A 13,028-nucleotide genomic window follows, 5' to 3' on the forward strand; every position below is an offset into this window, starting at 1 on the left:
GTGATGCGGCCCTCTGACGGGGCTCAGACTTCCTCGACGCTGCGGCCGGACAGGGCCTGGCGGATGCTGCGGTTCATGCGTTCGGCGGCGAAGGCCTCGGTGCCCTTGGCCAGGTCTTCCAGTGCCGCCTCGATGGCGTGGTGGTCGTCCTGCTGCGCAGCGCGGCGCACCGCCTCGGCCAGGGCGTCGATCTGCGCGCGCTCGGCGGCCGACAGCAGGTCCCCGTCGCGCTCCAGCGCCACCTGGGTGGCGAGCACCAGGCGCTCGGCCTCGACGCGGGCCTCGCGCAGCGCCCGCGCCTGCATGTCACTCTCGGCGGTGGTGAAGCTGTCGTGCAGCATGCGGGCGATCTCGTCGTCGCTCAGGCCATAGCTGGGCTTCACCGTGACTGCCGCCTCGACGCCCGAGCTCTCCTCGCGCGCCGACACGTTGAGCAGGCCGTCGGCATCGACCTGGAAGCTGACCCGGATGCGTGCCGCACCGGCCGCCATCGGCGGGATGCCGCGCAGCTCGAAGCGCGCCAACGAGCGGCAGTCGCTGACCAGTTCACGCTCGCCCTGCACGACGTGGATCGCCATCGCGGTCTGGCCGTCCTTGAAGGTCGTGAAGTCCTGCGCCCGCGCGGTCGGGATGGTGCTGTTGCGAGGGATGATGCGCTCCACCAGCCCGCCCATGGTCTCCAGCCCCAGCGACAGCGGGATCACGTCGAGCAGCAGCAGTTCGCCGTTCTCGTGGTTGCCGGCCAGCGCGTTGGCCTGGACGGCCGCGCCCAGGGCCACCACTTCGTCGGGGTTGAGGTTGGTCAGCGGCGGCTGCCCGAAGTAGTCGCCCACCGCCTGCTGGATGCGTGGCATGCGGGTGGAGCCGCCCACCATCACGACCCCCTTCACCTCGTGCCGGTCGACCTTGGCGTCGCGCAGCACCTTGCGCACCGACAGCAGGGTGCGCTCGACCAGCGCCGCGCTGAGTTGCTCGAAGCGCTCCCGGCTGATCTCCAGATCGATCTCGCGCTCGTGCAGCGTGCAGCGCAGATGGGCGGTGGCGGCTTCGGTCAGGGCTTCCTTGGCAGCGCGCGCGGCCACCAGCACGGCGCGCTTGTCGTGCGCGCTGTCGGCACTCAGACCGGCCTGCTCCAAAGCCCAGTCGGCCAGCACGCGGTCGAAGTCGTCGCCGCCCAGGGCCGAGTCGCCACCGGTCGCGACCACCTCGAAAACCCCCTTGGTAAGCCGCAGCAGCGAGATGTCGAAGGTGCCGCCGCCCAGGTCGTAGACCGCATAGAGCCCTTCCGAGCCGTTCTCCAGTCCGTAGGCGATGGCGGCCGCGGTGGGCTCGTTGATCAGGCGCAGCACGTGCAGGCCGGCGAGCTTGGCGGCGTCCTTGGTCGCCTGGCGCTGGGCGTCGTCGAAATAAGCCGGCACCGTGATCACGGCGCCGAACAGGTCGTCGTTGAAGGTGTCCTCGGCGCGGTAGCGCAGGGTCGCGAGGATCTCGGCCGAGACCTCCACCGGCGACTTGGCGCCTTCGCGGGTCTCGATCTGCAGCATGCCCGGCGTGTCGATGAAGCGGTAGGGCAGCTTCTCGCGGCCCTCGATGTCGGACAGCGAGCGGCCCATGAAACGCTTCACCGAGACGATGGTGTTCTCGGGGTCGTTGGCCTGCTCGGCCAGTGCATCGTGGCCGATCTGGCGGCGCCCCTCGCCGAGGTAACGCACTGCCGAGGGCAGGATGGCGCGGCCATGGTCGTCGGGCAGGCACTCGGGCACCCCATGGCGCACCGCGGCGACCAGCGAGTGGGTGGTGCCCAGGTCGATGCCGACCGCGATGCGGCGCTGATGCGGGTCAGGCGACTGACCGGGTTCCGAAATCTGAAGCAATGCCATGGTAGGGACGGGACGGGAGGGGAACGGGGCGCGGCCTCACGGCTCAGGGCGCCAGGACTTCCAGCTTGCGATCGACTTCTTCGGCGAAACGCTCGACGAACATCAGCGCGCGCACCTGCTCGGCGGCCGCGGCGTGGTCCTGCTGCTGGTCGATCTGCTGTTGCAGCGAGGCCAGCATCTCGCGCCGGCGCGCCGCGACATCCTCGGCCAGCCGCTCCAGCTCGGCCAGCCCGCTGGCCTCGTCGAGCGCTTCGCGCCACTCCATCTGCTGCACCAGGAAGGCGCGCGGCATCGCGGTGTTGCTTTCGGCGCGGATCGGCGCGCCGTGCAGCTCGCACAAATAAGCCGCGCGCTTGAGCGGATCCTTCAAACGCTGGTAGGCCTCGTTGACGCGCACCGCCCACTGCATCGCGGCACGCTGGGCGCCGGCGCCCTGGACGGCGAAACGGTCCGGATGCACCTCGGCCTGCAGCGTCTTCCAGCGGGCATCGAGCGCCTCACGCTCCAGGCCGAACTGCCTAGGCAACGCAAACAACTCGAAATCGTCGACGTCCAGCTTCATCGGGTCCGCCCACCGCGCCCGCCAGCCGGCGCGTCGCTGATTCGTTGTGCCATCTTCCAACGCCAAGTGCGGGGCCCAGCCCCGCACGCCTTGCTCCGGCGCACGGCCATTCAGATCCTGAACGACTCGCCGCAGCCGCAGCGATCCTTCTCGTTGGGGTTGTTGAAGCGGAAGCCCTCGTTGAGTCCCTCGCGGACGAAGTCCAACTGCGTGCCCTCCAGGTAGGGCAGGCTTTTCGGATCGACCAGCACCTTCACGCCGTGACCTTCGAAGACATGGTCCTCGGGCGCCACCTCGTCGGCATATTCGAGTTTGTATGCCATGCCGGAGCAGCCGGTGGTCTTGACCCCCAGGCGCACGCCGACCCCTCGTCCACGTTTGGAGAGGTAGCGCGTCACATGGCGCGCTGCGGCTTCGGTCAATGTCACAGCCATCGTCGCAACCTGATCAGGCAGGGGTGGCCACCTTGGCCTTGTAGTCCTCGACGGCCGCCTTGATGGCGTCCTCGGCGAGGATGGAGCAATGGATCTTCACCGGCGGCAGCGCCAGCTCCTGCGCGATCTGCGTGTTCTTGATCGTCACTGCCTCGTCCAGCGTCTTGCCCTTGACCCATTCGGTCACCAGCGAACTGGATGCGATGGCCGAGCCGCAGCCGTAGGTCTTGAAGCGGGCGTCCTCGATGACGCCGGTTTCCGGGTTCACCTTGATCTGCAGCTTCATCACGTCGCCGCAGGCCGGAGCGCCCACCATGCCGGTGCCCACCGTGTCGTCGCCCTTGTCGAAGGATCCGACGTTGCGGGGATTTTCGTAGTGGTCAATTACCTTGTCGCTGTAAGCCATGTCACTCTCCTACTGCTAGCACTAGTCTTCAGTGAGCGGTCCACTGGATCGTGCTGAGATCCACGCCGTCCTTGTACATCTCCCAGAGCGGAGACAGCTCGCGCAGCTTGGCCACCCGGTCCTTGAGGATGGTGACCGCGTAGTCGATTTCCTCCTCGGTGGTGAAGCGGCCGATGGTCATGCGCAGCGATGAATGCGCGAGTTCATCGCTGCGACCCAGAGCGCGCAGCACATAGCTCGGCTCCAGGCTGGCCGAGGTGCAGGCCGAGCCGGACGACACGGCAATGCCCTTGACGCCCATGATCAGCGACTCGCCCTCGACGAAGTTGAAGGAGATGTTGAGGTTGTGCGGAACACGCCGCTCCAGGTCACCGTTGATGAACACCTGCTCGATGTCCTTCAGCCCGTTGAGCAGGCGCTGCTGCAGCGCGCGAATGTGCTCGCGTTCCGTGACCATCTCTTCGCGCGCGATGCGGAAGGCCTCCCCCATGCCGACGATCTGATGTGTCGGCAAGGTGCCGGAGCGCATGCCACGCTCGTGACCGCCTCCATGCATCTGGGCCTCCAGGCGCACACGCGGCTTGCGGCGTACATAAAGCGCGCCGATGCCCTTGGGGCCGTAGGTCTTGTGCGAGGCCAGGCTCATCAGGTCCACCGGCAGACGTTTCAGGTCGATCTCGACCTTGCCCGTGGCCTGCGCGGCATCGACGTGGAAGACGATGCCGCGCTCGCGGCACAGCGCACCCAGCGTCTCGATGTCCTGGATCACGCCGATCTCGTTGTTGACGAACATCACCGAGGCCAGGATCGTGTCGGGCCGCAGCGCCGCCTTGAATTTCTCCAGATCGAGGAGGCCGTTTTCCTGCACCTCCAGATAGGTCACCTCGAAGCCCTGGCGCTCCAGTTCGCGCATCGTGTCGAGCACAGCCTTGTGCTCGGTCTTGACCGTCACGAGGTGCTTGCCCTTGGACTGGTAGAAGTGCGCCGCGCCCTTGATCGCTAGATTGTTCGACTCGGTGGCGCCGGAGGTCCAGACAATCTCGCGCGGGTCGGCGCCTATCAGTTCCGCCACCTGCGCCCTCGCCTTCTCGACCGCCTCTTCCGCCTCCCAGCCCCAGGCATGACTGCGCGACGCAGGATTGCCGAAGTGCTCGCGCAGCCACGGAATCATCGCGTCGACCACGCGTGGATCCACCGGCGTGGTCGCGCCGTAATCCATGTAGATGGGGAAGTGGGGAGTCATGTCCATGGTGCTTGCATCGGGAGCCCGGGGCTCCGGCTGGCTGGAGAAGCGATAAAAAGGAACTGTGAAAAAAGTCGTTGTGAAGGCAGTTGTTCTTGCAACAAGGAGCGCGCAGGAGAAACCGCGTTTACTTCGAGAAGGCGTTGCCCAAGGCGAACACCGAGTTCGGCGCGTTGACCTTGATGGGCTTGACCACCGGCTGGCTCGAGATGGCGCGCTTGACCGGCTGCTCCTCGATCGAGATGCCGCGTGCGATCTGGTCCTCCACCAGCTTGCGCAAGGTGATGGAGTCGAGATATTCGATCATCTTGGCATTCAGGCTGGCCCACAGGTCGTGCGTCATGCAACGGCCCTGGTCGCTCATGCAGTTTTCCTTGCCGCCGCAGCCGGTCGCGTCGATCGGCTCGTCGACCGCAACGATGATGTCGGCCACCGTGATCTCCTCGGCCTTGCGTCCGAGCGAATAGCCGCCGCCCGGACCGCGCGTGCTCTCGACCAGCTCGTGGCGGCGCAGCTTGCCGAACAGCTGCTCCAGGTAGGACAGCGAGATCTGCTGGCGCTGGCTGATCGCCGCCAGTGCAACCGGCCCCTGGTGCTCGCGCAGCGCGAGATCGATCATGGCAGTGACGGCAAAACGACCTTTGGTGGTGAGACGCATGGCAAGCTCCTTAAGCGTTCAGCTAGCTCTTGCTGAAGGTGTGTAGAACCCAGAACGACAAGTGGTTCGGGTAAACCCTCGGTGCCTTTCGGTTGTTTCCCGCTCGGTGGTTGCCCGCCCGTTTGGTTCCCGACTGATTTACTCGAATTTTACGTGAAGCCTACTTTTTTAGTCAAGTTTTAGGCAGGGAAAACTCTGAGAACGCGCCGCCTCGACCTGCTGCAGATGCTCAAGCAGGCCGGCGCACGCGTCCTCAAGATAGTCCAGCACCACCTCGAAGCCGGCGGCGGAACCGTAGTACGGATCCGGCACCTCCTCCTCGCGGTGGCGACGGGCGAACTCCATCAGGCGGCGCAGCTTGTGCCGGTGTTCCGGGGGGCAGGCGGCCTGCAGGGCCGCAAGGTTCTCCCGGTCCATCGCGAGGATCAGGTCGAAGCGCTCGAAGTCGAGCGGCAGCACCTGGCGCGCGCGCAGGGCGCAGAGGTCGTAACCCCGGCGGCTCGCATGGGCCTGTGCCCTCGGATCCGGCGGCTCGCCGACCCGATAGTCGTGCGTTCCCGCGGAATCGACCAGCAAGCGCGATGCCATCCCGGCCCGCTCCACCAGGCGGCGGAACACGCCTTCGGCGCTCGGCGAACGGCAGATGTTGCCAAAACAGACGAAGAGGATGTGTTGTGTCGGAGCAGCGGCGGGCATGGCTGGAGTCTAGGGCCCCCGGGGCCCGCTCGGGCTCCCACCCCCCTGTGCAGGCTGCCAGGGCTGAGCAACGGCATAATTCCCCGCTTTCCAGCCCAGGCCCGATGCCATGTCCATCACCGGCGATCACCGTCTCTTGAAGCGTCTCAACCGCACAGCGGTGGTGCGTCAGGTGCGCCAGGCGCCGGGTAGTTCGCGGGCCGACCTCGCGAACGCCACCGGGTTGACGAAATCGACCATCAGCTTGCTGTCACAAGAACTGATCGACGAAGGCTGGCTGGTCGAGCTGGAGGTCGAGGCCGGCGGCAGCCAGGCCCGCGGCACCGGGCGACCGCCCACCCCGCTGGTGCTCGACGAGCACCGCCTGGCCTTTGTCGGGGTCGACCTCGGGCTGGCCTCCGCCACCGTCGTGGCGACCAACCTGGTGGGCAAGATCCTCACCGAAAGCAGCGCGGCGATCGACACCACATCGCCGGCTCGCGCGAGCGCCCAGGTGGCCCGGATGATCGAGGCCCTTCTGCAGGGCGCGGAGTTGCGCCGGCGTACCACGGTGGGCATCGGCATCGGTGTGCCGGGCGCTGTGGACGACCGCACCGGCGTGCTGCGCTTCGCGCCCAACCTGGGCTGGAAGGACGTGCCCTTGCGCGACCTGCTCAGCGATGCGCTGGCTGGCGGCCTGGGTGCCGGTCTGCCGCTCTACCTGCAGAACGACGCCGATGTCGCCGCCCTGGGCGAATTCGAGTTCGGCGAGCCGCCGGTCTCGGAGCCGCTGGTCTTCCTGGGCCTGGGCACCGGGGTGGGCGCGGGCATCGTCGTCAACGACCGGCTGCTGACCGGCGCGGGCGGCTTCGCGGGCGAGGTCGGCCACACGGTGCTCGATGTCGCCGGGCCACGCTGCAGCTGCGGCCGCCTCGGCTGCGCGGAAGCCTTTGTCGGGCTGGCGGCCGTCACGCACGCCGTGCTGGGCGGTACCGAGCCCCCGGCCTCGCGCGACCCGGCGACGCTGCTGCAGAGCCTGCCGGCCGCCGCCTTCGATGCCGGCCGGGCGGCGCGCGACTCGCAGATCCGCGCAGCGCTGGAGCGCGCCGGCCAGTACATCGGCCTGTTGATGCAGAACCTGTGGGCGGCCTTCGATCCGGCGCTGATCGTGCTGGGCGGACCGACCTGTGAACTGGGCGACGCGCTGCTGGGCCCGGCGCGCGAGCGGCTGGCCGAATACGCGCAGGCCGCCGGCCTGCAGCCGCCGGCAGTGCGGCAAGCCCGCTTCGGCCGGCTGGCACACGCAGTGGGTGCGGCGGCCGCGGTGATCCATTACCAAGTGCGCCCGCTCTCAGGTGCACCGGCCCTCGTCGGCGTCCTGCCCGACGCGGCCTGATTCAGGCAGAACCGGTCAAGCACGCTCCGCAATGCGGCCGCGAGCCGGAGCGGCTCAGCGCAAGGGCGCGACGTTCTCGCCCCCGCCGGCGCCGAAGGCCTGCTCCTTCAGCAGCGAGAGCTGATCGCGCACCCGCGCCGCCTTCTCGAACTCCAGGTTGCGGGCGTGCTCCAGCATCTGCTTCTCCAGCTGTTTGATGCGCTTGCCGAGGTCCTTCTCCGACATCGCCTCGACCTTGGCTGCCTCCTCGGCGGCCTTCAGGTCCTGGCGCGTTTCCTGGCCGGAGAAAACGCCGTCGATCAGCTCCTTGATCTGTTTCTTGACGCTGCGCGGGGTGATGCCCTGTGCGGCGTTGTGGGCCAGCTGGCGTTCGCGGCGGCGCTCGGTCTCGCCGATGGCACGCCGCATCGAGTCGGTCATCTTGTCGGCGTAGAGGATGGCCTTGCCGTTGACGTTGCGCGCCGCCCGGCCGATGGTCTGGATCAGCGAGCGTTCGGCCCGCAGGAAGCCTTCCTTGTCGGCGTCGAGGATGGCCACCAGCGACACCTCGGGGATGTCAAGGCCCTCGCGCAGCAGGTTGATGCCGACCAGCACGTCGAAGGTACCGAGGCGCAGGTCGCGCAGGATCTCGACCCGCTCCACGGTGTCGACGTCGGAGTGCAGGTAGCGCACCTTGACGCCGTTGTCCGACAGGTAGTCGGTGAGCTGCTCCGCCATGCGCTTGGTCAGCGTGGTGATGAGCACGCGCTCGTTGATCTCGACGCGCTCACGGATCTCCTGCAGCACGTCGTCCACCTGGTGGGTGGCCGGGCGCACCTCGACCACCGGGTCGACCAGGCCGGTGGGCCGCACCAGCTGCTCGACCACCTGGCCCGAGGTGCGCTGCTCGTAGTCGGCCGGCGTGGCCGAGACGAACACCACCTGGCGCATCTTGCGCTCGAACTCCTCGAACTTCAGCGGCCGGTTGTCCAACGCGCTGGGCAGGCGGAAGCCGTACTCCACCAGGGTCGTCTTGCGGGCCCGGTCGCCGTTGTACATGCCGCCGAGCTGGCCGATCATCACGTGGCTCTCATCGAGAAACATCAGCGAGTCGGGCGGCAGGTAGTCCACCAGAGTGGAAGGCGGGTCGCCGGGCCGCGAGCCCGAGACATGGCGGGTGTAGTTCTCGATGCCCTTGCAGTGGCCGATCTCCTGCAGCATCTCCAGGTCGAAGCGGGTGCGCTGCTCGAGCCGCTGGGCTTCGACCAGCTTGCCAGCCTTGACCAGCTCGTCGAGCCGGGTGCGCAGTTCCTCCTTGATGCCCTCGATCGCCGACAGCACACGCTCCCGCGGCGTGACGTAGTGGCTGCTGGGGTAGACCGTGAAGCGGGGGATCTTTTGCCGGATGCGGCCGGTCAGCGGATCGAACAGCTGCAGCGAATCGATCTCGTCGTCGAACAGCTCGATGCGGATCGCCAGCTCCGAATGTTCCGCGGGGAAGACGTCGATGGTATCGCCGCGCACCCGGAAGGTGCCGCGTCCGAAGTCGATCTCGTTGCGCTTGTACTGCATGCGGATCAACTGGGCGATGACATCGCGCTGGCCCACCTTGTCGCCGACCCGCATCGTCATCACCATCTGGTGGTAGTCGCTCGGGTTGCCGATGCCGTAGATGGCCGAGACCGAGGCAACGATCACGACATCGCGCCGTTCCAGCAGGCTCTTCGTGGCCGACAGTCGCATCTGCTCGATGTGCTCGTTGATCGCGCTGTCCTTCTCGATGTAGAGGTCGCGCTGCGGGACGTAGGCCTCGGGCTGGTAGTAGTCGTAGTAGCTGACGAAATACTCCACCGCGTTGCGCGGAAAGAACTCGCGGAACTCGGCATACAGCTGCGCCGCCAGCGTCTTGTTGTGCGCGAAGACGATCGCCGGGCGGCCCAGGCGGGCGATGACATTGGCCATCGTGAAGGTCTTGCCCGAGCCGGTGACGCCCAGCAGGGTCTGGTAGCTCAGACCGTCCTTGATGCCTTCGACGAGTTGCTCGATGGCCGCCGGCTGGTCGCCCGCGGGCGCATACGGCAGGTAGAGCTGGAAAGCCGAGCCCGGAAACTGCACGAACTTGTTCTCGTCGAGCTGAGGTACTTCGGTCGGTGTGTCGGCCATGGAAACGAGGCGCCAGCCTAAAATGCGGGTTGTCCCTGAGCCACGGGCGGCCAGGGACGGTGAAGCCGCCAAGGTTAGCCCAATTGCCCGCCCCCTCTACTGACAAGGATTGTTTCCATGGCATCGCTTTTTGCCGCTGTCGACATGGCCCCGCGCGACCCCATCCTGGGTCTCAACGAACAGTTCAACGCTGATCCCAACCCCAACAAGGTGAACCTCGGCGTCGGCGTGTACTACGACGACAACGGCAAGCTCCCGCTGCTGAAGTGCGTGGCGGCCGCGGAACAGCAAATGCTGGAAGCGCCCAAGGCGCGCGGCTACCTGCCCATCGACGGCATCGCCGCCTACGACAAGGCAGTCCAGGGCCTGGTGTTCGGCGCCGACAGCGCCGCCGTGAAGGAAGGCCGCATTGCCACCGTCCAGGGCCTGGGCGGCACCGGCGGCCTGAAGGTGGGCGCCGACTTCCTCAAGAAGCTCAATCCCGGGGCCAAGGTGTTGATCAGCGACCCGAGCTGGGAGAACCACCGCGCGCTGTTCGAGAGCGCCGGCTTTCCCGTCGCCACCTACGCCTACTACGATGCACAGCGCCGCGGCATCAACTTCGACGGCATGCTGGCCGACCTGAAGGCCGCCGAGGCGGGCACCGTCGTGGTGCTGCACGCCTGCTGCCACAATCCGACCGGCTACGACCTGACGCTGGCGCAATGGCAGCAGGTCATCGAGGTCGTGAAGTCGCGTTCGCTGGTGTCCTTCCTCGACATGGCCTACCAGGGCTTCGGCGATGGCATCGCCGAGGACGGCGAGGTGGTGAACCTGTTCATGAACGCCGGCCTGAACTTTTTCGTCTCGACCTCCTTCTCCAAGAGCTTCTCGCTCTACGGCGAACGTGTCGGCGCGCTCAGTGTGGTGGCGCAGACCAAGGAGGAATCCGACCGCGTGCTGAGCCAGCTCAAGCGTGTCATCCGCACCAACTACTCCAACCCGCCCACCCACGGCGCCCAGGTCGTCGCGACCGTGCTGACCACGCCGGCGCTGCGTCGGCTGTGGGAGGAGGAGCTGGCCGAGATGCGGGTGCGCATCAAGCAGATGCGCGGCGCGCTGGTCGAAAAGCTCAAGGCAGCAAAAGTTGCACAGGACATGAGTTTCGTGACGCAGCAAAGGGGTATGTTCAGCTATTCCGGTCTCAGCAAGGAGCAGATGCAACGCTTGCGCAGCGAGTTCGGCGTCTACGGCGTCGATTCGGGCCGCATCTGCGTCGCCGCCCTGAACAGCAAGAACATCGACTACGTGGTGGCCTGCATCGCCAAAGTCCTTTGATGTTGTCAGGTATGTGACAAAAAACGGGGGCCGCGGCCCCCGTTTTTCATGCCGGGACGTCAATGCCCGCCCAGAAAGGCGGGCTTTTTCCGGGTTTTGCCGGAGTTCGGGACCTGCAAACATTCATTTACCGAACCTAAAATGGTGCGTCGCAGCATGCTCCTCGGCGTGCGCACGCAACTTGCACTATCCCTTCCGCCACAGCGCCTGACGGCGTCCATTCGTAAGAGAAGAAAGGCCCACACCATGCTGTATCAGATCTACGAAACCCAACGCGCCTGGTTGAGCCCGTTTGCCGAATTCGCGAGCGCGTCGTCGAAGCTGTACCGCCATCCGCTGTCGCTGCTCACCCACATCCCCGGCGCGGACCGCGTCGCAGCCGGCTTCGACCTGCTGCACCGCCTCTCGAAGGAATACGAGAAGCCCGAGTTCGGCATCACCACCGTGCAGGTGGACGGCGTCGACGTCGCAGTGCAGGAGCAGATCGCGGTCAGCAAGCCCTTCTGCCAGCTGCGCCGCTTCAAGCGCTTCACCGACGAGGTCGAGCTGCTGACGAAAATGAAGGCCCAGCCCTCGGTGCTGCTGGTCGCCCCCCTGTCGGGCCATCACGCCACCTTGCTGCGCGACACCGTGCGCATGCTGCTGCGCGACCACAAGGTCTACATCACGGACTGGGTCGACGCCCGCATGGTGCCGCTGGACGCCGGCCCCTTCCACCTCGACGACTATGTCGAATACGTGCAGGAATTCATTCGCCACATCGGCCCGCAGGTGCACGTGATCTCGGTGTGCCAGCCGACCGTGCCGGTGTTCGCGGCGATCGCGCTGATGGCCAGCCGCGGCGAGACCACGCCGCGCACGATGACGATGATGGGCGGCCCCATTGACGCCCGCAAGAGCCCCACCGCGGTCAACAACCTGGCGATGAACAAGAGCTACGAGTGGTTCGAGAACAACGTGATCTACCGCGTTCCGTCCAACTACCCTGGCGCCGGCCGCCGGGTCTACCCCGGTTTTCTGCAGCACACCGGTTTCGTCGCCATGAACCCGGACCGCCACCTCAGCTCGCACTACGACTACTTCCTCGACCTGGTGCGCGGCGACGACGAAAGCGCGGACCAGCACCGCAGCTTCTATGACGAATACAACGCGGTGCTGGACATGCCGGCCGAGTACTACCTCGACACCATCAAGACGGTGTTCCAGGACTTCGCGCTGGTCAACGGCACCTGGCAGGTGCGCGGCGAGTACGTGCGGCCGCAGGACATCAAGACCACCGCGCTGCTGACCGTCGAAGGCGAGCTCGACGACATCTCCGGCGCCGGGCAGACCCAGGTCGCGCACGAGCTGTGCACCGGCATCCCGAAAAACGAGCAGCCGCACTACATCGTCCAGGGCGCCGGCCACTACGGCATCTTCTCGGGCCGCCGCTGGCGCGAGAAGGTCTACCCCGAGGTGCGCGACTTCATTGCCCGACACGACAAGTGAAGCCAGGGCAGCGCCGGGCTCCCGGGGCCTCGCCTCGCATCCGCTACGATCCCCCACTCTCGTCCTGTTGACTCCATCGCGGCGCCCAAGTGGCGCCTGCCTGGCTTGAGACCCGCGTTTTCCCGACTGTCCCCATGCCCACGACCGCTGTCAGCGCCGACACCATCGATGCCCTGCTGCCGCAGACGCAATGCACTCGGTGCGGCTATCCCGACTGCCGCCGTTATGCCGAGGCGATCGCGCGGGGCGAGGCCGACATCGACCAGTGCCCGCCGGGCGGGACCGAGGGGATCGTGCGACTGGCCGCCCTCACCGGTCGCCCGGTGCGCCCGCTGGACACGCGCCGCGGCCTTGAAGGCGAACGCCTGCTCGCACTGATCGATGAGGACTGGTGCATCGGCTGCACCCTGTGCATCAAGGCCTGCCCCGTCGATGCGATCGTCGGGGCACCGAAGCAGATGCACACCGTCATCGACGCGGGCTGCACGGGCTGCGAGCTGTGCGTGCCGGTCTGCCCGGTGGACTGCATCTCGCTGCACAGCGCCACCCCGGGACGCAGCGGCTGGCAGGCCTGGAGCGAGGCCCAGGCGCAGGAGGCGCGCGAGCGCTACCGCTGGCATCAGCTGCGTGTGGCGCGCGACAAGGAGGAGAACGACGCGCGCCTGGCCGCCAAGGCCCAGCACAAGCTCGCCAACCTCGAGGCGGAAACCCAGCTGACCGACCCGCAGCAGATCGACCGCAAGCGCGCGGTCATCGAGGCGGCCCTGGCCCGGGCCCGCGCGCGCCGGAGCTGAGGCGGGCGCCGCCTGCCGCTACACTGCGCGGCC

Annotated in this window: 12 protein-coding genes; 4 read left to right on the plus strand and 8 right to left on the minus strand. The window is 66.9% G+C overall.

Features of this window, described 5'->3' with window-relative positions:
* Positions 1 to 23 precede the first annotated feature (23 nt).
* From hscA to OOT46_RS06750, 7 genes are all read right to left on the minus strand, one after another.
* On the minus strand, positions 24 to 1,880 hold the full coding sequence (gene hscA / locus OOT46_RS06720; RefSeq protein WP_265402825.1) for a Fe-S protein assembly chaperone HscA: 1,857 nt from the start codon (positions 1,878 to 1,880) through the stop codon (positions 24 to 26).
* Between the two features lie 43 nt (positions 1,881 to 1,923).
* Positions 1,924 to 2,442, minus strand: coding sequence for a Fe-S protein assembly co-chaperone HscB (gene hscB / locus OOT46_RS06725; RefSeq protein ID WP_265402826.1), 519 nt, complete (start codon positions 2,440 to 2,442; stop codon positions 1,924 to 1,926).
* 110 nt (positions 2,443 to 2,552) lie between these two features.
* Positions 2,553 to 2,876 (minus strand): iron-sulfur cluster assembly protein IscA, encoded by a 324-nt coding sequence (iscA, locus tag OOT46_RS06730; RefSeq protein WP_265402827.1) that lies wholly within the window; start codon positions 2,874 to 2,876, stop codon positions 2,553 to 2,555.
* Between the two features lie 13 nt (positions 2,877 to 2,889).
* Positions 2,890 to 3,282 carry a Fe-S cluster assembly scaffold IscU gene (gene iscU, locus OOT46_RS06735; protein WP_265402828.1) on the minus strand — a complete coding sequence of 131 codons (393 nt, stop codon included), beginning with the start codon at positions 3,280 to 3,282 and terminating at the stop codon, positions 2,890 to 2,892.
* Positions 3,283 to 3,310: 28 nt separating this feature from the next.
* Complete coding sequence (locus OOT46_RS06740) at positions 3,311 to 4,531, minus strand: IscS subfamily cysteine desulfurase (protein WP_265402829.1); 1,221 nt, start codon at positions 4,529 to 4,531, stop codon at positions 3,311 to 3,313.
* A 121-nt stretch (positions 4,532 to 4,652) separates the two neighbouring features.
* A complete protein-coding gene (gene iscR, locus OOT46_RS06745; RefSeq protein ID WP_047195414.1) occupies positions 4,653 to 5,183 on the minus strand; it encodes a Fe-S cluster assembly transcriptional regulator IscR in 531 nt (176 codons plus the stop codon).
* 168 nt (positions 5,184 to 5,351) lie between these two features.
* The gene (locus OOT46_RS06750; RefSeq protein WP_265402830.1) at positions 5,352 to 5,879 is read right to left on the minus strand and encodes a low molecular weight protein-tyrosine-phosphatase; all 528 of its coding nucleotides are present in this window, start codon (positions 5,877 to 5,879) and stop codon (positions 5,352 to 5,354) included.
* Between the two features lie 109 nt (positions 5,880 to 5,988).
* On the opposite strand from OOT46_RS06750, the gene OOT46_RS06755 reads away from it, so the two are divergent.
* Entirely contained in the window at positions 5,989 to 7,254 is a 1,266-nt protein-coding gene (locus OOT46_RS06755) for an ROK family protein (protein WP_265402831.1), read from the plus strand.
* A gap of 54 nt (positions 7,255 to 7,308) precedes the next feature.
* Here the strand turns inward: OOT46_RS06755 and uvrB are convergent, their stop codons facing one another.
* Positions 7,309 to 9,396 carry an excinuclease ABC subunit UvrB gene (gene uvrB, locus OOT46_RS06760; protein WP_265402832.1) on the minus strand — a complete coding sequence of 696 codons (2,088 nt, stop codon included), beginning with the start codon at positions 9,394 to 9,396 and terminating at the stop codon, positions 7,309 to 7,311.
* A 117-nt stretch (positions 9,397 to 9,513) separates the two neighbouring features.
* Here uvrB and OOT46_RS06765 point away from each other — a divergent pair, with 117 nt between their 5' ends.
* The 3 genes from OOT46_RS06765 (at position 9,514) to rsxB (ending at position 12,995) form a co-directional block, all read left to right on the plus strand.
* Positions 9,514 to 10,713, plus strand: coding sequence for an aromatic amino acid transaminase (locus OOT46_RS06765; protein ID WP_265402833.1), 1,200 nt, complete (start codon positions 9,514 to 9,516; stop codon positions 10,711 to 10,713).
* 246 nt (positions 10,714 to 10,959) lie between these two features.
* Positions 10,960 to 12,201 carry a polyhydroxyalkanoate depolymerase gene (locus tag OOT46_RS06770; protein WP_265402834.1) on the plus strand — a complete coding sequence of 414 codons (1,242 nt, stop codon included), beginning with the start codon at positions 10,960 to 10,962 and terminating at the stop codon, positions 12,199 to 12,201.
* Positions 12,202 to 12,335: 134 nt separating this feature from the next.
* A complete protein-coding gene (rsxB, locus tag OOT46_RS06775) occupies positions 12,336 to 12,995 on the plus strand; it encodes an electron transport complex subunit RsxB (RefSeq protein WP_265402835.1) in 660 nt (219 codons plus the stop codon).
* Positions 12,996 to 13,028 lie beyond the last annotated feature (33 nt).

It is taken from the genome of Aquabacterium sp. A7-Y (assembly GCF_026153205.1).
In the GTDB taxonomy this organism is placed as follows: Bacteria; Pseudomonadota; Gammaproteobacteria; order Burkholderiales; family Burkholderiaceae_C; genus Caldimonas.

What these genes read in the sequence shown, in the direction of transcription:
- iscA (WP_265402827.1), bottom strand. Translation starts at nt 2,876, where the DNA reads ATGGCTGTGACATTGACCGAAGCCGCAGCGCGCCATGTGACGCGCTAC.
- iscU (WP_265402828.1), bottom strand. Translation starts at nt 3,282, where the DNA reads ATGGCTTACAGCGACAAGGTAATTGACCACTACGAAAATCCCCGCAAC.
- hscB (WP_265402826.1), bottom strand. Translation starts at nt 2,442, where the DNA reads ATGAAGCTGGACGTCGACGATTTCGAGTTGTTTGCGTTGCCTAGGCAG.
- iscR (WP_047195414.1), bottom strand. Translation starts at nt 5,183, where the DNA reads ATGCGTCTCACCACCAAAGGTCGTTTTGCCGTCACTGCCATGATCGAT.
- uvrB (WP_265402832.1), bottom strand. Translation starts at nt 9,396, where the DNA reads ATGGCCGACACACCGACCGAAGTACCTCAGCTCGACGAGAACAAGTTC.
- OOT46_RS06770 (WP_265402834.1), top strand. Translation starts at nt 10,960, where the DNA reads ATGCTGTATCAGATCTACGAAACCCAACGCGCCTGGTTGAGCCCGTTT.
- OOT46_RS06765 (WP_265402833.1), top strand. Translation starts at nt 9,514, where the DNA reads ATGGCATCGCTTTTTGCCGCTGTCGACATGGCCCCGCGCGACCCCATC.
- OOT46_RS06750 (WP_265402830.1), bottom strand. Translation starts at nt 5,879, where the DNA reads ATGCCCGCCGCTGCTCCGACACAACACATCCTCTTCGTCTGTTTTGGC.
- rsxB (WP_265402835.1), top strand. Translation starts at nt 12,336, where the DNA reads ATGCCCACGACCGCTGTCAGCGCCGACACCATCGATGCCCTGCTGCCG.
- OOT46_RS06740 (WP_265402829.1), bottom strand. Translation starts at nt 4,531, where the DNA reads ATGGACATGACTCCCCACTTCCCCATCTACATGGATTACGGCGCGACC.
- OOT46_RS06755 (WP_265402831.1), top strand. Translation starts at nt 5,989, where the DNA reads ATGTCCATCACCGGCGATCACCGTCTCTTGAAGCGTCTCAACCGCACA.
- hscA (WP_265402825.1), bottom strand. Translation starts at nt 1,880, where the DNA reads ATGGCATTGCTTCAGATTTCGGAACCCGGTCAGTCGCCTGACCCGCAT.